General features: G+C 51.4%; 21 protein-coding genes. All 21 read left to right on the forward strand.

The genetic code is table 11. From position 1 onward, the window contains the following. The first annotated feature begins 133 nt into the window (after nt 1-133). The 21 genes from CPY98_RS04570 (at nt 134) to CPY98_RS04670 (ending at nt 18404) form a co-directional block, all read left to right on the forward strand. Entirely contained in the window at nt 134-1498 is a 1365-nt protein-coding gene (locus CPY98_RS04570) for a cobyrinate a,c-diamide synthase (RefSeq protein ID WP_096386519.1), read from the forward strand. Then, nucleotides 1498-2451: an adenosylcobinamide-phosphate synthase CbiB gene (gene cbiB, locus CPY98_RS04575; protein WP_162622618.1), complete on the forward strand. Its 954-nt coding sequence runs from the start codon at nt 1498-1500 to the stop codon at nt 2449-2451. The genes CPY98_RS04570 and cbiB overlap by 1 nt, the downstream gene beginning before the upstream one ends. 225 nt (nt 2452-2676) lie before the next feature. Beyond that, on the forward strand, nt 2677-3321 hold the full coding sequence (locus CPY98_RS04580) for a cobalt-precorrin-8 methylmutase (RefSeq protein WP_046449563.1): 645 nt from the start codon (nt 2677-2679) through the stop codon (nt 3319-3321). Continuing rightward, a complete protein-coding gene (gene cbiD / locus CPY98_RS04585) occupies nt 3318-4493 on the forward strand; it encodes a cobalt-precorrin-5B (C(1))-methyltransferase CbiD (protein WP_043491357.1) in 1176 nt (391 codons plus the stop codon). Before CPY98_RS04580 ends, cbiD begins: the two co-directional genes overlap by 4 nt. Further along, nucleotides 4490-5092, forward strand: a complete 603-nt coding sequence (locus CPY98_RS04590) for a cobalt-precorrin-7 (C(5))-methyltransferase (RefSeq protein ID WP_096386524.1) — start codon at nt 4490-4492, stop codon at nt 5090-5092. The genes cbiD and CPY98_RS04590 overlap by 4 nt, the downstream gene beginning before the upstream one ends. Further along, nucleotides 5082-5651, forward strand: coding sequence for a decarboxylating cobalt-precorrin-6B (C(15))-methyltransferase (locus CPY98_RS04595; RefSeq protein WP_043491359.1), 570 nt, complete (start codon nt 5082-5084; stop codon nt 5649-5651). Before CPY98_RS04590 ends, CPY98_RS04595 begins: the two co-directional genes overlap by 11 nt. After that, the gene (locus CPY98_RS04600) at nt 5644-6417 is read left to right on the forward strand and encodes a cobalt-precorrin-4 methyltransferase (protein ID WP_096386527.1); all 774 of its coding nucleotides are present in this window, start codon (nt 5644-5646) and stop codon (nt 6415-6417) included. Before CPY98_RS04595 ends, CPY98_RS04600 begins: the two co-directional genes overlap by 8 nt. Continuing rightward, a complete protein-coding gene (locus CPY98_RS04605; RefSeq protein ID WP_046449560.1) occupies nt 6398-7507 on the forward strand; it encodes a cobalt-precorrin 5A hydrolase in 1110 nt (369 codons plus the stop codon). The genes CPY98_RS04600 and CPY98_RS04605 overlap by 20 nt, the downstream gene beginning before the upstream one ends. After that, nucleotides 7507-8232, forward strand: coding sequence for a precorrin-3B C(17)-methyltransferase (locus CPY98_RS04610; protein WP_025800485.1), 726 nt, complete (start codon nt 7507-7509; stop codon nt 8230-8232). The genes CPY98_RS04605 and CPY98_RS04610 overlap by 1 nt, the downstream gene beginning before the upstream one ends. Next, the gene (locus tag CPY98_RS04615; RefSeq protein ID WP_096386529.1) at nt 8222-9082 is read left to right on the forward strand and encodes a cobalt-precorrin-6A reductase; all 861 of its coding nucleotides are present in this window, start codon (nt 8222-8224) and stop codon (nt 9080-9082) included. The genes CPY98_RS04610 and CPY98_RS04615 overlap by 11 nt, the downstream gene beginning before the upstream one ends. Then, nucleotides 9079-9870, forward strand: coding sequence for a sirohydrochlorin cobaltochelatase (locus CPY98_RS04620; RefSeq protein WP_025800487.1), 792 nt, complete (start codon nt 9079-9081; stop codon nt 9868-9870). Before CPY98_RS04615 ends, CPY98_RS04620 begins: the two co-directional genes overlap by 4 nt. Next, nucleotides 9870-10583, forward strand: a complete 714-nt coding sequence (locus CPY98_RS04625; protein ID WP_043491373.1) for a cobalt-factor II C(20)-methyltransferase — start codon at nt 9870-9872, stop codon at nt 10581-10583. The genes CPY98_RS04620 and CPY98_RS04625 overlap by 1 nt, the downstream gene beginning before the upstream one ends. A gap of 121 nt (nt 10584-10704) precedes the next feature. Next, nucleotides 10705-11433 carry an energy-coupling factor ABC transporter permease gene (locus CPY98_RS04630; RefSeq protein WP_025800489.1) on the forward strand — a complete coding sequence of 243 codons (729 nt, stop codon included), beginning with the start codon at nt 10705-10707 and terminating at the stop codon, nt 11431-11433. Nucleotide 11434: 1 nt separating this feature from the next. Next, nucleotides 11435-11716, forward strand: a complete 282-nt coding sequence (locus CPY98_RS04635) for an energy-coupling factor ABC transporter substrate-binding protein (protein ID WP_040046791.1) — start codon at nt 11435-11437, stop codon at nt 11714-11716. Continuing rightward, nucleotides 11703-12380, forward strand: coding sequence for an energy-coupling factor ABC transporter transmembrane protein (locus CPY98_RS04640; RefSeq protein WP_025800491.1), 678 nt, complete (start codon nt 11703-11705; stop codon nt 12378-12380). The genes CPY98_RS04635 and CPY98_RS04640 overlap by 14 nt, the downstream gene beginning before the upstream one ends. Beyond that, a complete protein-coding gene (locus CPY98_RS04645) occupies nt 12377-13207 on the forward strand; it encodes an ATP-binding cassette domain-containing protein (RefSeq protein WP_043491378.1) in 831 nt (276 codons plus the stop codon). Before CPY98_RS04640 ends, CPY98_RS04645 begins: the two co-directional genes overlap by 4 nt. A 9-nt stretch (nt 13208-13216) precedes the next feature. Continuing rightward, entirely contained in the window at nt 13217-14758 is a 1542-nt protein-coding gene (locus tag CPY98_RS04650) for a cobyric acid synthase (RefSeq protein ID WP_096386532.1), read from the forward strand. Then, nucleotides 14758-15306: a bifunctional adenosylcobinamide kinase/adenosylcobinamide-phosphate guanylyltransferase gene (cobU, locus tag CPY98_RS04655; RefSeq protein WP_046449613.1), complete on the forward strand. Its 549-nt coding sequence runs from the start codon at nt 14758-14760 to the stop codon at nt 15304-15306. Before CPY98_RS04650 ends, cobU begins: the two co-directional genes overlap by 1 nt. Before the next feature lie 35 nt (nt 15307-15341). Next, nucleotides 15342-16391 (forward strand): nicotinate-nucleotide--dimethylbenzimidazole phosphoribosyltransferase, encoded by a 1050-nt coding sequence (gene cobT / locus CPY98_RS04660; RefSeq protein ID WP_096386534.1) that lies wholly within the window; start codon nt 15342-15344, stop codon nt 16389-16391. A gap of 788 nt (nt 16392-17179) precedes the next feature. After that, nucleotides 17180-17725, forward strand: a complete 546-nt coding sequence (locus tag CPY98_RS04665) for a fimbrial protein (RefSeq protein WP_025800496.1) — start codon at nt 17180-17182, stop codon at nt 17723-17725. 151 nt (nt 17726-17876) lie between these two features. Continuing rightward, entirely contained in the window at nt 17877-18404 is a 528-nt protein-coding gene (locus CPY98_RS04670) for a fimbrial protein (protein ID WP_025800497.1), read from the forward strand. The last annotated feature ends 114 nt before the right edge of the window (nt 18405-18518 follow it).

An 18518-nucleotide genomic window follows, 5' to 3' on the forward strand; every position in this document is an offset into this window, starting at 1 on the left:
TTCAGCTCCTTCGGTGGGAAGCGAGTTGTCATTCTTTCCCTGCATGCTGCGCTTTTGCTGCCGTGCATCGATCTGCTATGACAACGCAAAGCCCGCCCGCAAGGACGGGCTTTTTTGTTTGGCAGGCGGATGAATGAAGGCATTTCTTATTGGTGGAACCGGTAGCGGATGCGGTAAAACAACGCTAACACTTGGGCTGCTCCGAGCGCTAACGCGACGCGGTTTACAAGTGCAACCCTACAAAGTGGGCCCCGACTATATCGATACCGGCTGGCACAGCGCCGTTTCTGGCGTTGCGTCGCGTAACCTCGATGCCTTCATGCTGCCTCAGCCCACTTTAAATTGGCTCTATAACCAACATGCTCAAGCCGCCGATGTGGCCGTGATTGAAGGCGTGATGGGGCTATACGATGGCTATGGCACCGACCCCAACTATTGCAGCAGCGCCGGTATGGCCAAGCAGATTGGCTGTCCGGTTATTTTGGTGATCGACGGTAAAGCCGTTTCAACGTCAGCGGCAGCCACCGTGATGGGATTTTGTCATTTTGATCCGGCGGTGCGTATTGCGGGTGTCATTGTGAATCGCGTCAATAGCGAAACGCACTACCAACTGCTGAAACAAGCTATTGAAACTTACACTAAAATTCCCGTACTCGGGCGAATGCCTACTCTACCCAGCGTGAGTTTGCCTGAACGCCATCTCGGCTTGATTACCGCTCATGAACAGCAGGACATGGATGCGATATGGGACACCTTGGCGGATAGCCTTGAACAACATATCGACCTCGATCGTTTGTTGTCGTTGAGCGACGTACAACCCGCGCCGAATGCCTGTGCGCCTACGTTACCTGCGCCAGAATCTGGGAGAGGCCTAACCCTTGCGCTCGCCGACGACGAAGCTTTCCACTTTTACTATCCCGATAATTTACAGCTGCTTGAACAGCTCGGCATCCACATTGTGCGCTTCAGCCCCCTGCGCGATGAGGCGCTGCCTGCGTGCCAGATGGTCTATATCGGCGGCGGTTATCCCGAGTTATACGGAGAAACGCTGGCGAAAAACAGCAGCATGCGTCAGTCGCTGCGTGATGCGCATCAGCGTGGCGTAGCTATTTATGCCGAGTGCGGCGGCCTGATGTATTTGGGCACGACGTTAAAAGATCAGTCTGGAAACACGTACGCGATGACCGGGATTTTCCCCGGAGAAAGCCGCATGGAAGGGCGTTTAAAGCGTTTTGGTTACTGCCAAGCCACCGCGGTGCATGACACGTTACTGGCGGCAGAAGGAGAAACCCTTCGCGGTCATGAGTTCCATTATTCAGATTTTCATACCGATTTCCCGCCTGTTTTCCAGTTTGAAAAACAACGCGACGGCGTAACGCAACAGCGTTGGCAGGGGGGATATCAAATGGGAAATACCCTCGCCAGTTACCTCCATCTTCATTTTTACCAGCACCCAGAAATGCTAAGCCATTGGCTAAAGAGAGGGCGAGCGTTGTGATCAGTTTCTCTGCTTGTCTGGTGGCCTATCTCTTGGATCTGCGCTTGGGCGATCCGCCAACGTGGCCGCATCCGGTGCGTTGGATCGGTAATTTTATCACTTGGGTTCAGAAAGGTATCCGCTCGCTTTGCCGCACCGAAGGTGCGCTGTACGTCGGCGGGGCGTTTTTATGGCTGATTGTGGTCGGCGTGTGCTGGGGGACGACCTACGCACTGCTTGAGCTTTTGTCACAGCTAAATCCATGGCTCAACTGGCTGGCGCAGGTGTGGATTATTTACACGCTATTAGCGGGGCGCTGCCTAAGTGATGCAGCTATGGGGGTATACGTCGCTCTGCAAAATGGATCGCTTGAAGAGTGCCGCCGTCAGCTTTCATACATAGTTGGGCGCGACACGTCTGAGCTCGATCGCCCGCAGATTACCCGAGCGGTGGTTGAAACGGTGGCGGAGAACAGCGTGGATGGCGTGATTGCGCCGCTTTTCTTTCTTTTCATCGGCGGCGTGCCGCTGATGGTGGCCTACAAAGCGGTGAATACCCTTGATTCAATGGTTGGCTATCGGACGGAAAAATATCGTGCTATCGGCTGTGTTTCGGCGCGAATGGACGATCTTGCCAATCTGATTCCAGCGCGTTTGAGCTGGCTGCTGCTGAGCGTTGCCGCTCGCATGCTGTGCCTTAACAGCAAACAGGCACTCAAAATCGGCTGGCGCGATCGTTATCTGCATAAAAGCCCCAACTGCGCGTGGTCTGAAGCCACCGTGGCTGGTGCGCTCGGTGTTCGCCTCGGTGGGCCGAATAAATACTTCGGTGAATGGGTTGAGAAACCGTGGATTGGCGACGAAGAGCGCGAGATTAGCATTCAAGATATTCGCCTCAGTATTCGACTCATGATGACGGCGTCCGCGCTGGCGTTGGCGCTTTTTGCATTCGCCAGATGGGCAGTGGTGTTTTGACCTGACCAATTTGACCCCCTCCCAACCCTCCCCTTGGCAGGGGAGGGAATCGCTCGGCGTTGCGTTTGCCAAGAGATAAAGGCAAGCCGGCTTTTTAAAGGAGATACAGGGAAGCCGATGGAGGCGCCGTTATGCCCCTCCCCCTGAGAAGGGGGAGGTTGGGAGGGGGTAATGCAAAAGATAGAGGTATGAAAGTCACGCTGGATCAACCACACAGGATGAACAATGAACTACAACAAGAATCCCCAGAACATTGAGCAGCACAGCTTTGAGATCATTTCTCAGATTATCGCCGACGAGCGCCCTGATTACCGTTTTGCCGATGAGCTGCAAGAAAAAATCATTAAACGCGCAATTCATACCAGCGCTGACTTTGAATGGCTGGATATCCTGCATTTCTCGCCAGATGTTTTATCCCGTATTACACAGGCTCTGCGTCGTGGCTGCACGATCTACACCGACACCACCATGGCGCTTTCCGGCATCAATAAAACCCAGCTTGAGCAGTTAGGATGCCAATGGCAGTGCTATATCTCGGATCCGCGCGCGGTCGCAATCGCTAAGTCTCAGGGGATTACCCGCTCGATGGCGGCGGTGGATCTCGCGGCGCAGGAGCAGGGGGAAAAGCTGTTTGTGTTTGGCAATGCCCCCACCGCGTTATTCCGCTTATTAGAACTGCATCAACAAGGCGTGATGACGCCTACTGCGGTCATTGGTGTTCCGGTCGGTTTTGTTGGCGCAGCCGAATCCAAACAAGCGCTGGCAGAAAGCGATTTGCCGGGCATTGCAGCCTTAGGGCGCAAGGGCGGCAGCAATATTGCCGCGGCTATTGTTAACGCCATTTTATACCACATGCGAGATGCGCAATGAGCGACACCGGACTGGATACGTTATGGCATAACGGCAAAAGCTATCGTAAGGGCTACACCACCGGTTCTTGTGCCACCGCGGCGGCGAAAGTCGCTGCGCTGATGGTGCTGCGCCAGCAGGTGATCAATCAGATTTCTATCGTTACACCTTCGGGCGTTACGCTGCGGTTAAACGTTGAGCAACCTTTGATTTGCGGTCAGCAGGCCAGCGCAGCGATTCGTAAAGACGGCGGTGACGACGTGGATGCCACGCATGGAATGCTGATTTTTGCTCAGGTAGCGCTCAACGACAGCGGCAGCATTAGCATTGTCGGCGGTGAAGGCGTCGGCACCGTAACGCGTAAAGGCATTGGTTTGCCGGTGGGAAGTTCAGCCATTAACCGCACGCCGCTGCATACCATTGAAGAAGCGGTGCGTGAAGTGATCGGGCCTGAACGCGGCGCTGAGATTGTTATTTTTGCTCCAGAAGGTGAAGAGCGGGCGCAAAAAACCTACAACGGGCGGCTCGGTATTTTAGGTGGGATCTCGATTATCGGCACCACCGGCATTGTGACCCCGATGTCTGAAGAGAGCTGGAAACGTTCGCTGGCTTTAGAGCTTGAAATGAAGCGCGCTCAGGGGATGACCAGCGTGATCCTCGTTCCGGGTAATCATGGTGAACGCTTTGTACAAGAACAGATGCAGTTAAACGGTGACCGCGTAGTCACCATGAGTAATTTTGTCGGCTACATGCTGCAAGAAACTCAGCGTCTCGGTTTTCGCCGCGTGGTGTTGGTGGGGCACTTAGGGAAACTTATCAAAGTGGCTGCCGGCATTTTTCATACCCATAGCCATATTGCCGATGGTCGCATGGAAACGCTGGTCACGCGGCTTGCGCTGATGGGCGCTCCGCGTGAATTACTGCAAGCGGTGTTTGAATGCAGCACTACGGAAGCCGCGATGGAGCTGATAGAACAGCACGGTTTGCAGGCTGTGTATAACGATATCGCGCAGGCAATCTGCGCGCGTATCAATCAAATGCTGCGCTTTGCGGTACAGCCGCTGCAATGCGATGCGGTGCTGTTTTCATTCGACAATATTGTGCTCGGCAGTAATCGCCCAGTTAACGACATTGTTGCCGATTTACGTACCGAAATTTCCCAAGAAATTCTCTGCGAAAAGGAGTCTTCATGATTCACGTTGTTGGCATGGGGCCGGGGCATCAGGATTACATCACGCCGCTGGCAAAAAGATTAATTTCACAGGCTGACGTTCTGGTGGGCTGGTCACGTCATTTAAGTGCCTACCACGAATTTCATGGTGAGAAACTGGCCATCGGCAGCGATCTGACTCAGATGGCGCTGTGGCTACAGAATAACGCTGATCGCAATATCGTGGTTCTCGCTTCGGGTGAACCGATGCTGTACGGCATTGGCAAACGCTTGATACAAGATCTTCCGCGGGAAAAACTCAATATCGTGTCGGGCATTAGCTCAATACAGTATCTGTTCTCGCGCATCGCCGTGGATATGAACGATATCTACATCACCAGCTGTCACGGCAAGCAGCCTGATTTTGATTTTGTTTTGCAGCACGAAAAAGTAGCGATGGTGACTGACCACCACATGGGGCCGTATCAAATCGCCCAGCAAATTCTGCGTCGTGGGGCAAAACGGACGCTGGTGATTGGCGAAAACCTCTCTTATCCCGATGAATGCATTCACATTTTGCCTCCTCAGCAGGTACAGCAGGCTTACGCAATGAACGTGGTGGCGATCCTCAATGAAAGATGATCTGTTTCTACGCGGCCATAAAGTGCCGATGACTAAAGAAGAAGTGCGCCTTTCGGCATTAGAGCGGCTTAATCTGCGAACGGCTAAACGTCTGATTGACGTTGGGGCAGGAACAGGAAGCGTCTCTTTGGAGGCCGCTCTCCGCTATCCCGATCTGCATATCACCGCCATCGAGCGCAATCCTGCGGCACTGGCGCTGATTGAGGAAAACTGCCGCCATTTTGGCTGCCAGAATATTGATATTGTAGCTGCGGATGCGCCACTGGCGTTAGACGTGCGCGCCGATGCGGTATTTATCGGCGGCAGCGGTGGCAATCTCCCCGACATCATTGATTGGGCGCTGGCATTACTTAACGACGGCGGCAGCCTAGTGATGAATTTTATTCTGCTGGAAAACTATCAGCAGGCGTTCAATCAACTGCAAAACCGAGCGGTAGTTGAACTGGAAAGTAGCCTGATTCAGATCTCTCGCCTTACCGCGCTGGGCAGCGGTCACTATTTCAAACCTAACAATCCTACTTATCTGATTTCCTGCCGTAAGGAGCAAACGCATGGCTGAGTCTATCGATCGCGCACAGGTCTATTTCATCGGTGCAGGGCCGGGCGATCCTGAGCTTATTACGCTGAAAGGCCATCGAATTTTATCGCAGGCTGATGTGGTGATTTTTGCGGGATCGCTGATTAATCACGATCTGCTGAATTACTGCAAACCGCAGGCAGAATGCCACGATAGCGCAGGGCTAAACCTCCAGCAGATTATCGAACTGATGGAACAGGGCATTCGTGCCGGAAAACTGGTGGTGCGGTTACAAACCGGCGATCTGTCGTTGTACGGATCTATCCGTGAGCAAGGCGAAGAGCTGGGCAAGCTGGGTATTGGTTTTAGCTCGGTGCCGGGTGTGAGCTCGTTCTTAGGAGCCGCTTCACAGCTGGGTGTGGAATATACGGTGCCTGAGGTTTCTCAAAGTCTGGTGATCACCCGCATGTCCGGACGCACGCCAACGCCTGAGCGTGAGTCATTAGAATCCTTCGCCGCGCACCAAACGTCGATGGCGATTTTCCTTTCGGTACAAGATATTGGTGATGTTGTTGAGCGCCTGCTGAGCGGCGGCTATCCGGCAACCACGCCGGTGGCGGTGGTCTACAAAGCAACTTGGCCAGATCACCAAACGGTACGCGGCACCTTGGAAACCATTGCGCCCTTAGTGCGCAACGCAGGTATTCGAAAAACGGCGCTAATTCTGGTGGGCGCGTTCCTTGGTGATGAATATCACTACTCCAAGCTGTATGACGCAGGCTTTAGCCATGAATACCGTCAGGCCTGAGCCGATGAAGGTGGAATCGCTGGCGTTGTTTTGCCTGACGCCGGGCGGCGTTCGCCTGGCACAGCGCCTGCGTCCTTTGCTGCCACAGCTATCCACCATCAGCGAATGCTTTACCAGCGAAAAATTGCTCCAGCCCGGTTTCACCGCGTTTAGCGGATCCTTTGCCGAAACGATGGCGCAGGCGTTCAAACGCTTTGATGCACTGGTGGTGATCGGCGCAACGGGGATCGTGGTGCGGGTGATCGCGCCGCTGTTACAGGACAAGCTAACCGATCCTGCGGTGGTGGTGCTTGATGAGCGCGGCGAGCATGCGATCAGTTTGCTTTCAGGGCATATGGGCGGCGCGAATCGGCTCACTCAGCAGATCGCCGAGTTAATTAACGCCGATCCGGTGATCACCACCTCAACCGACGTAAACGGTGTTGCGGCGCTGGATCTTTTAGCGCAGAAGCTCGATGCGGAGATCGCGGATTTTCGACATGCGGTGAAGAGCGTGAACCAAATGCTGGTGAGCGGCGATCGCGTCGGGCTATGGCTTGATCCGCGCGTTAATGTGCAACTCACCGAGTACGATCAACGTGGATTTATTCCCGTAGCCGATCTTCATTCATTGCCCGATCTTTCTGTGCTGGTATGCATTAGCTATCACTCGGATCTGCCACCAACGGCGATCCCGGTTTACCAACTGGTGCCTAAACGTGTGGTATTGGGCGTGGGCTGTCGAAGAGATACGCCGTTTGCCACGTTGCATCCGCTGCTATTGCAGAAATTTGCCGAGCTGCATATCGATCCACTCGCGCTACGCGCCATCGGTAGCATTACGTTGAAACAGGATGAAGCCGCGCTACAACAGCTGGCGCATTGCTATCGCGTTCCTTTCTATGTGTTTACGCCCGAAGCGCTGCGTGTGCATGAACATCGCTTCCCGTGTTCGAATTTTGTGCGTCAAACCGTCGGCGTGGGCTGCGTATCTCAACCTGCTGCATGTCTGCTGCTCGAAGAGTACGGCGGCGGAAAAATCATTGGGGAGACGCTGCGAGAGCAGGGAGTCACCCTTACTTTGGCTCTAACCCTTCAGGAAACTCTCTGATGTTATATGTAATCGGCATTGGTCCAGGTAGTCAGTCCATGATGACGCTGGAAGCCATCGAAGCTATTCGTGACGCAGATATTATCGTGGGCTACAAAACTTACACCCACTTGGTAAAAGCCCTGACCACCGATAAAGAGGTGATCAAAACGGGTATGTGTAAAGAGATTGAGCGCTGTCAGGAAGCGTTGAATCTTGCCGTACAAGGCAAAAAAGTTGCCTTGATCAGCAGTGGTGATGCGGGCATTTATGGCATGGCGGGACTGATCCTTGAGCTGGTGACCAAGCAAAAGCTGGACGTTGAAGTCAAGCTGATCGCTGGCGTAACCGCCAGTACCGCGGCGGCATCGTTGCTGGGTGCGCCGCTGATGCACGATTTTTGTCATATCAGCCTGAGCGATCTGCTTACCCCGTGGCCGGTGATTGAACAACGCGTGATTGCCGCTGCGCAGGCCGATTTTGTTATCTGTTTCTACAATCCGCGCAGCCGTGGCCGCGCTGACCACCTTGCTCGCGCCTTCGACCTGATGCGTCCTTACACCGCCGCCAGCACGCCGGTGGGCGTGGTCAAAGCGGCGGGGCGCAAAAAGCAGGAGAAATGGCTAACCACCTTCGGTGAGATGGACTTTGAAAATGTCGATATGACCAGTCTGGTGATTGTCGGCAATAAAACCACCTACTGTCAGGACGGCTTGATGATTACGCCGCGCGGCTATGTTTTATAACGATATTTCTAGCAGCAATGCGCCCGAAGCCAATATGGCCACAACGGCAAGCAAACCCACTCTGCACATTTTTGGCGGTACGTCAGATGCGCGCCATATTTGTCAGCGTCTTGATGAGGTGGGGCTGAGTTACAGCCTCTCGGTTGCAACCGATGCGGGGCGCGAACTGGCGGGAAATATCAACGGTGAAATTATCGTTGGGCGTATGGATGCCGCGCAGATGAGCGAATGGCTGCGAGCGCGCCGGGTTACGCAGGTTATTGATGCCTCACATCCTTACGCAGGCGTGTTAAGCGCCAATATCGCACACGCCTGCGCCACTCAGAACATTGCGCTGTTGCGCTATTTACGCCCTAGCGAAATTGATGCTTTAGAACATCCTTTGCTGCACAAAGTGGCGAGCGTGGAAGAGGCCTGCGTGGTTGCACATCGTTTAGGTGAGCGGGTGCTATTGACCACTGGGAGTAAACAGCTGGCTGACTTTGTGCGTTTGCTGGCGGGCAAAACCCTTTTTGCGCGCGTATTACCGACGCCGGACGTCCTGTTGCAGTGTCAGGATTTAGGGCTGGGCGTAGATAACGTGCTGGCGCTGAAGGGGCCGTTTAGCGCCGAGATGAATCAGGCAACTTATCAGCATTGTCAGGCTGACGTGGTGATCACCAAAGAGTCTGGTGCAGAAGGGGGATATCAGCAAAAAGTCGTCCCTTGTTTGGCGCTGAATATTCCCTGCATCGTGATTTGTCGTCCTTCAGAACCTATGGCTGAAGGGCAGATTCGAGTGAGTTCTCTGGCTGAACTTGAACCCTATCTAGCCGACTGGTTACAAAATAAAAAGAGCCAATACCTATGAAAAAAGCCATTTTAATTATCAGTTTTGGTACCAGCTATCACGAGACGCGAGCGAAAACCATTGATGCCTGCGAGCGTCGTTTAGCGGAATCCTGTCCCGATCGTGATGCGTTTCGCGCCTTCACGTCCGAGATGATTATTCGCAAGTTAGCGAAGCGAGATGGAATGCAAATCGATAACCCAAATCAGGCGCTGCAGCGTTTGGCTGAACAGGGTTATCAGGACGTTGTCATCCAGTCATTGCACATCATCAACGGCGATGAATATGAAAAGGTTGTGACTCAGGTTCGCGCTCATGCAGGGATGTTTAAACGGCTGCGTATCGGCGTGCCGTTACTGAGTAGCCATGACGATTTTGAGCAACTGATCGCGGCCATGAAGTCACAGATGCCAGCTTTAGCCGACGATGAGCGCGTGGTGTTTATGGGCCATGGCGCGACGCATCATGCCTTTGCCGCTTACGCCTGCCTCGATCATATGCTGATGATCCACCAGATCCCCGCGATGGTAGGAGCCGTAGAGAGCTATCCCGAGATTCACCATGTGGTGACGCGTTTACAGCAACAAAATGTGCGCCGTGTGCATTTGATGCCGCTAATGCTGGTGGCAGGCGATCACGCCATTAACGATATGGCCTCTGACGATGAAGATTCGTGGAAAACCCAGCTCGCTCAGGCCGGCATTGAAGCCACGCCGTGGCTGCAAGGGCTGGGCGAAAATCCACTTATCCAACAAATGTTTGTTGAGCACTTACACGATGTTTTACACCAAGCAGAGGAGGCGGCCTGATGAGCGATGTGAAAAAGGGAAAAGTGTGGGCGATTGCCACCGGCCCGGGCAGCAGCGATTTGATTACCGTTCGTGCCGCGCGGCAACTCGGTGAACTGGATGTGCTGTATGCCCCCGCGGGGCGCAAGGGAGGCGATAGTCTTGCGCTGTCTATCGTGCGTGAATTTTTATCTCCTACGCTCGATATCAAAGAGCGCCATTTCCCGATGAGCGCCGATCAAGGAGAAAAAAGCACCGCATGGGACGCCGTTGCGCAGGAGATGCAAACGGACGCAGAGCAAGGGCTTCAGGTCGGTTTTATTACGCTGGGTGACGCCATGCTGTTCAGCACATGGGTGTTTTTGCTGGAACGCCTACGCGGATACGTGGATATCGAAATTATACCCGGCGTGACCTCGTTTGCCTGCATTGCCGCCCGCGCCCAGTTTCCTTTGGCGATGGAGCAGCAGTCTATGGCGGTGGTGGCCTGTACTGCACCTGAAGAGGAGCTTGAACAAGCGCTGCTTAACCATGAATGCGTGGTGATGATGAAAGTGTATGGCCGAGTTATTCAGATACGCGAAATGCTGCGTCGTCTGGGATTGCTCGACCATGCAATTTTGATGGCTGAAGCATCGCTGCCGAATGAGCAATGTTTCCATCATCTCGATGAGATCCACGAAGACACCAAGCTGCCGTACTTTTCGACGATTTTGGTGAATCGGGCAAGCTGAATTTTAATTTACCCCACCCCAGCCCTCCCCTTCGCAGGGGAGGGAGCCGTTCGGTGATCTGCTCCTCCCCCTGCGAAGGGGGAGGTTGGGAGGGGGTTATAAACGTAAATAAGGGGCATAAATGAAAAACCTCCAACAACTCCCGCTCTACGGCATGGCGCTGGCGGTTCTGCTGACGCTCGCGCCACAAGAAGCATTTGCTATGCATATCATGGAAGGCTTTTTACCGCCTTTCTGGGCCTTGGCATGGTGGCTGATGTTTTTGCCTTGTTTAGTGATTGGGGCAACGCGTCTTAAAGCCATCGTACGCGATGACAGCGATAAAAAAGTTCTGCTGGCGTTATGTGCGGCCTTCATTTTTGTGCTGTCGGCGCTAAAAATTCCTTCGGTAACAGGCAGCTGTTCGCATCCAACCGGCGTGGGTTTAGCCGTGATTTTGTTTGGCCCGTGGGTGGTTTCGGTGCTCGGCGCTATTGTTTTGCTATTCCAAGCCCTGTTCTTGGCGCACGGCGGTTTGACCACGCTAGGTGCGAATGGAATGTCGATGGCGGTTATTGGGCCGATGGCGGGCTACGTGGTATGGAAATTAGCGACTCGAGCAGGAATGCGACGTGATGTAGCGGTGTTCCTGTGCGCGGCACTAGCCGATTTAGTGACCTATTTTGTGACGTCGGTACAGTTGGGATTGGCTTTCCCCGATCCTCAACTAGGCGTTATGGCATCGGTAACCAAATTTATGGCCATTTTCTGCCTGACGCAGGTGCCTATCGCTATTGCTGAAGGGCTGTTAACCGTGCTGATTTATGACCAACTATGCAAGCGCCAACTGATTGCTGCAAGGAGCCTTTAAAATGAAAAAAACGCTGATTTTGATCTTTCTGGTGATTGCTTTGGCCGTTTTGCCTTTCTTCATTAATCACGGCGGCGAATATGGCGGTTCAGACGATCAGGCCGAAGGCGTGATTGCTCAAATGGCACCTAGCTATAAACCGTGGTTTGAGCCGCTGTATGAACCTGCAAGCGGTGAAATAGAAAGCCTGTTGTTCACGCTGCAAGGCTCCTTCGGTGCTGCGGTGATTTTCTATATCTTGGGCTATTACCGAGGGCGTCGCACCGTTCATGCTGGAGATTGATAAGCTTTCTTACGGCAGCCGCTGGAGCCAAAAAAAACCAGAGCATAAGTTTGCCTTGTATCTGGTTTTATTGCTGACCGCACTGTTGGGTTCCCCGTGGATCCAACTGTGCGTGCTGCTGTTTTGCGCCGGGCTCACCTGTTATTTATTGCGTGTGGGGGTACGGCGTTATCTCCGCTGGCTGGCGGTGCCGTTGGCATTTTTGTTCACTGGGCTAATGGGCGTGGTGCTGTCGTTCTCGTGGCAGGCGGATACGCTGTTGTATAGCGTTCACATCGGCCATTTGGCCTTGGGCGTTGAGCGCAGTGGATTAATCACGGGGATGAATACGCTGTGTCGCAGCTTGGCGGCGTTATCGGCGACGTACCTCTTCGTACTAACCACGCCTTTCAGCCAGTGGGTGCGCCTGCTCAAGCGCAGCCATCTTCCGCTGGTATTGATTGAACAAGTGCTGCTGACCTACCGCTTTATCTTCATTTTTATTGAGGAAGCCGCTGCTATTCATCGCGCTCAGTCACTGCGGTTTGGCTATGTTTCGTTGCGCACGGGCTACCGTTCGTTGTCGATGTTAGTCGGCATGCTGCTGGCGCGCGTGATGGAGCGTCATAAGCAGATGAGCATCGCGTTAGAAGTTAAATTGTACAACGGAGATTTTCATCTGTGAGCACTTCTGGACTCGCCACTCAGCATCTCAGTTTTCAGTATCAGGACGGGGAGAGCGTGCTGCACGATCTCTCGCTGGATTTTAATCGCGGTCAGGTAACCGGTTTATTAGGTGCCAACGGCTGTGGGAAATCTACGTTGTTTATGAATCTGCTGGGAATATTGCAGCCACATCAGGGCTGCGTGATGTGGCAGGGAGAAAAACTGAGCTACGACAAACGTAGCCTTCGCGCACTGCGCCAGCAGGTGGCGATGGTTTTCCAAGAGCCCGACCAGCAAATTTTTTATACCGATATTGACAGCGATATTGCCTTCAGCCTGCGTAATCTTGGCGTTGATGAAGACACCATTCGTCATCGCACCGAGCAGGCTCTAACGCTGGTGGACGCGCTCAGTTTTCGCCATAAACCGGTGCAGTATTTAAGTCACGGGCAGAAAAAACGCGTGGCGATTGCAGGCGCTTTGGTGATGAATGCGGATTATCTGCTGTTGGATGAACCGACCGCCGGACTTGACCCTTCAGGCCGTCAGCAGATGATTCATATTATTCAGAAGATTGTGGATCAGGGTAAACGCGTGGTGATCTCCAGTCACGATATTGATTTGATTTATGAAGTTTGCGATTACCTGTATGTTCTCGCGCAGGGAAAACTGCTGAGTGAGGGGCGCGAGAACGAGGTTTTCCTACAGCGCGAGATGCTACAACGCGCGGGATTAGTTCAACCATGGCTGGTGAAAATGCATCAGCAGCTGGGATTGCCGTTGTTTAAAACCGAGCATGAGCTGTTTGCTTTCAAGCCGGAATTCATGCCAGAACAGGTTAAATAGGAAGATATCATGGGTTTATCCATCATGGTGCAAGGCACCGCATCGGACGTAGGTAAAAGTGTTCTGGTTGCTGGACTGTGTCGTATTTTCCATCAAGACGGTTATCGTATAGCACCGTTCAAATCTCAAAATATGGCGCTGAATTCAGGGATTACCGCTGATGGCGGCGAGATGGGCCGAGCACAGATTTTTCAGGCCGAAGCGGCGGGCATCGAACCCGATGTGCGTATGAATCCGGTTTTGCTCAAGCCAACCAGCGACTGCCGTGCGCAGGTGGTGCTGATGGGGAAAGTAGCCGATCAGATGGACGCGGTGACCTATCACGAATTCAAACCACAACTGCTGGAGCAGATTGCCCAGGTCTATCAAAGTCTTGCGGATGAAGTGGATATCATGGTGCTGGAAGGCGCGGGCAGCCCAGCGGAAATCAATCTGCGCGATCGCGATATTGTGAATATGGGGATGGCCGAGAAAGTGGATGTTCCCGTTATTCTAGTGGCCGATATCGACCGTGGCGGGGTGTTCGCCTCCATCTATGGCACCTTGGCCTTGCTGGAACCTGATGAACGGGCGCGGGTAAAAGGCGTCATTATTAATAAATTCCGCGGTGATGTGAGCTTATTAACCTCAGGTTTGCGCCAGATAGAAGAGCTGACTCACGTGCCTGTGATCGGTGTGATGCCGTGGATCGATGTGCAGTTGGAAGATGAAGACGGCGTTGCGCTGCAAAAAGGCAAATATCGTCAGCAAAATGAGAATGTATTGGATATCGCGGTGATCCAAACGCCGTATATATCTAACTTCACCGATTTTAATGCGCTCAATGCACAGTCAGATGTGCGGCTGCGCTATGTCACGCATCGTGATGAACTGGGCGCACCCGATTTGTTGATTTTACCCGGTAGTAAAAACACCTTGAGCGATCTCAGCTATTTACACGATAGCGGCCTGACACATCAAATCTTGCTCGCGCATCAGCAAGGCACGCCGGTGCTGGGCATCTGTGGTGGTTTTCAGATGTTAGGACGGCATATTGTTGATGGCGTGGAATCCGGCGTTGACCAGATGGCAGGGCTTGGGCTGTTGGATTGTGAAACTAAATTTTCGCACCAAAAAATGACTACCCGTGTCATTGGAAAGGTTCAGCCTGTGTTAAGCGGTATTTTTGCTGCCTGCCAAGACCATGCGTTAGCGGGCTATGAAATCCATATGGGGCACACCGAGCTCGGTGAGCAGGCGTCACCATTGACGTTATTGCAGCAACGTAACGGCGAAGAAATCAATCAATGTGAGGGGGCGATTAGCCCCGATGGTTCAGTAGCTGGTACTTACATTCACGGCATTTTTGATTCAGACGACTTCACGCGTAGTTTGTTGAACGCGCTGCGAGAACGCAAAGGTTTAGCGCCGCTCGTGGGAGAAGCGTTCCAGTATCAGGCTTTTAGGAATCAACAGTTTGATCTGCTGGCCGCGGCAATGCGCCAGAATATTGATATCGACGCTGTGTATCGCCTTATGCGTGAACACGTTGCTGAACAGGTGGGCCAATGATGATTTTGATTACCGGCGGGGCGCGCAGTGGGAAAAGCACGCTGGCGGAAAAACTGGCCGCTCAACGCGGCGAAAGGGTGCTATATATCGCGACTTCGGTGATAACCGATGACGAGATGGCTCAGCGGGTTGAGATCCATAGGCAAACGCGTCCGGTACAGTGGATAACACACGAAGGCTATCGCGATCTTGACGCCGTTGTGAGCGAGAAAGGCGAAGGCTGTAACGCCATTATGCTTGAGTGCATCACGACGATGATCACCAATTTGCTGTTTGAACAGGCGGGTAACGTGGCCGCTGAAGAGATGGATTTCACCGCACTTGAGCAAGGCATACACCAGCAAATCGATGCGCTGATATTGGCATGTAGCCAAAGTGATATTCCCGTTTATATCGTTACCAACGAACTTGGGATGGGCATTGTGCCAGATAACCTGCTTGCGCGACGTTTTAGGGATATTGCTGGGCGCGTCAATCAACGGCTGGCTGCCCAGGCGCAGCAGGTTTACCTCGTCATATCAGGGATTGAAGTAAAAATAAAAGGCTGATAACTCCGGTCGTTTACATTTCAACAGAGACAACCATGCAAACATTAGAACAAATCATTGCTCAGATTAAACCACTGAACCAAGACGCGATGCGTAAAGCCCAGATAAAACTCGATGGTCTGTTAAAGCCAACAGGCAGCTTGGGGCGTCTGGAACAGCTAGCCGTGCAGCTAGCCGGTATTTTCGGTGAAGATGCGGTGAATGTAGAGCAGAAGAAAATTATTGTGATGGCGGCAGATCATGGCGTTTTTGAAGAAGGCGTGGCGGTTTCTCCACGCGCGGTAACGGCGATTCAAGCCCAGAATATGGTACATGGCGTGACGGGCGTTTGCGTATTGGCAAAACATGCCGGTGCTGAGGTGGTGATTGTTGACGCGGGCATTGACTGCGATCCGATTCCTGGCGCGGTTGATATGCGTATGGGGCGAGGGTGCGGAAACATTGCTCAAACTGCCGCGATGAACCGTGAGCAGGCAGAAACTCTATTAGTTAAATCGGCAATGCTGGCGATGCAACAGGCAGAGAGTGGCGTGCGCTTGCTCGGTGTCGGCGAATTGGGAATAGCGAATACCACCCCTGCCGCTGCGATTGTTAGCGTGATGACGAATAATGACCCGGAACGCGTCGTCGGCATTGGAGCCAATTTCCCGAGCGACCAACTTCAGCACAAAGTTAGCGTAGTGCGCCGCGCTATTGCCTGCAATCAGCCAAACGCAGACGATGGAATTGATGTGTTAGCTAAAGTTGGAGGCTTCGATTTGGTGGGTATGACAGGGCTGATGTTAGGTGCTGCGGCAGCGGGGCTTCCGGTGGTACTCGATGGCTTCCTCTCCTACGCTTCGGCGCTGGTTGCTTGCCAGATTGCACCGCAGGTTCACGATTATCTGATCCCTTCTCACTTTTCTGCAGAAAAAGGCGCTCGTATTGCGTTAGAGCAGCTGAAACTTGAACCTTATCTTCAGCTAGAAATGCGTTTGGGCGAAGGCAGCGGCGCCGCTGTTGCCATGCATATCGTAGACGCCGCATGTGCGGCCTATAACGAGATTGGCAGCTTGGCGGATAGCAACATAGTTCTTCCTGCTTAACGCTCCTTTCAGCATTCACTTTCCCCTGTATCCCTCTGGTACAGGGGCTCTGCCGCACTTTCCCTTCGTAAATTTCTTACCGCTCCATCATCATTTCACAACATTGTTTTTGTTATAACATCTCAAATCCTGAGAGATATATTTCAATAAAATAATAATCATGCTACTAGCGCGAATAGGCCTAATTGGCAGGAAAATCAATGTATTTTTCGGGAAGTGAAAAAACTATTTGCAGAATTAGGCGCGTTTATTAAAAACAATAAAATTTATTATTTGGTATTAATCCTATTGCCACATATGTATTTCATCTCTCATTGTTGCATTTATGTTTAATTATTGTTTTTGATTTGATCAAAAACGGTGGTTTTTAGCTTTAAACACCGGATTTTTACACTTTATAAAATTTAACTTTTTATAATATCTTTCTTTAAAAGATTATATATCGCAACTTTTGAATGTGCGACAAAGTAGCTCGCATAAGTCATAGGAATTATCCTATTTAGGTGAAACTGTCGTATTAACCTATTAGTGTAAATTTTTGTTTTTTTATGACAATGTCGGAATTATTATTTCCGGAGCCAGATATGAGTACGGATTACACAATTTTTATCTGGGAAGTGAAATTTTTAACTGGTGTTATGGCTTAATCTCCTGTTTGCATAAGATAAATTAATAAATATATTTATCTGAAAACCACAAATTAAAATTTCACAGGGAATAAATACATTATGGATATTTTCGCCTTTACTGGCGAAGGATCTCTTATTATCTAAATTATGGAAACAAAAATGAAAATGAATAAATTAGCTGTGGCATTGGTTATGACTATGGGTATTGCGTCTGCGGCGGCTAATGCAGCAGGCACAGTAGGCGGTAACGGTGTTATTAAATTCAACGGTTCTATTGTTGATGCTGCATGTTCAATTGCGCCTAATAACAGCGATCAGACTATCGATCTGGGTTCTATTGCAATTAAGGCCTTGAAAGACGGTGCTAAATCAACTCCATCTGATTTCCACATCAAGCTGACTGGTTGTGACGTAAGCGGCGGTGCTGCACCTAAAGCTTCTATTACTTTCAACGGTACTAGCGCTAAGGGTTCAAGCAACCTGTTAGGTATTGTCAGCAGCACAGCATCAGGCGTGGGTGTTGGTATTACCGATGCTAACGGTAAAGACTTCGAACTGGGTAAAGAAACTGAAGTTAAAACCTTGATTCAAGGCGATAACTCACTTGACTTTGCTGCTTATGTGCAGGCAACAGGTGCTTCAGGTTCTGCAATCACCGCAGGTGATTTCACCAGCCAGACTGACTTCGTGATTACTTACAACTAATTGTTCTTGAATGATTGGAACTGTAACCGTACTGAGAATGCTGAGTGCTTGATTACAGGAAAGATTATTTAAAAATTATGTTGTGGTCATGGATGAGGGCGTTGATGACAACGCCCTTATTTCCAGAGAGTGGTTTAGCAGGAGAGATAGCATGGTGGTCCGTACGCTCTGTGCCTTTATGGCTTTAGTTGTAACAACGGCGGGAGCTATGGATGTTCAGCAAGGGCGCGTCAGAATGGGTGGCACCTTAGTGGCAACCGCATGCAGCATATCTTCTGGATCATTAGAGCAGGTTATTGATTTGGGTACTCTGCCCGTTAGCGAGCTTGCACGTACTGGGCAAGGTCCTGAAAAAGCATTTGTCATCAAATTGGAAAACTGTGAACTGACTTCTCAGGATAATTTGCGTCCTGACTTTAAAAGTGTGCATCTCACGTTTGATGGGGTGAGAGATGATACTGCCAATTTACTCAGTATTCATGGAGAGGCCAGCGGGATTGGTCTGATACTAAAAGATGAGGCTGGCAATACTATTGTGCCGGGGAAAGCCTTACCGGATATTCCGCTAAATGTGGGGTCGATGGATTTGAATTATAAGCTGGCGATTCAGCGAAATAAGCACGAATTACGCGCTGGGAGTTACAGCGTTATTGTGAAATTCAAAGTGGAATATTTATAAAAAAAGATTTTATAGAAAAATAATTACTCTCCTCATCGTTACCTCATATTGGGTAAGGGGAGTTTGCGCATAAAAACGAATTTCAGGCAGATTTTTATCTTCATGTTATGCGCA

This window comes from Hafnia sp. CBA7124 (assembly GCF_002355555.1).
GTDB classification, from domain to species: Bacteria; Pseudomonadota; Gammaproteobacteria; order Enterobacterales; family Enterobacteriaceae; genus Hafnia; species Hafnia alvei.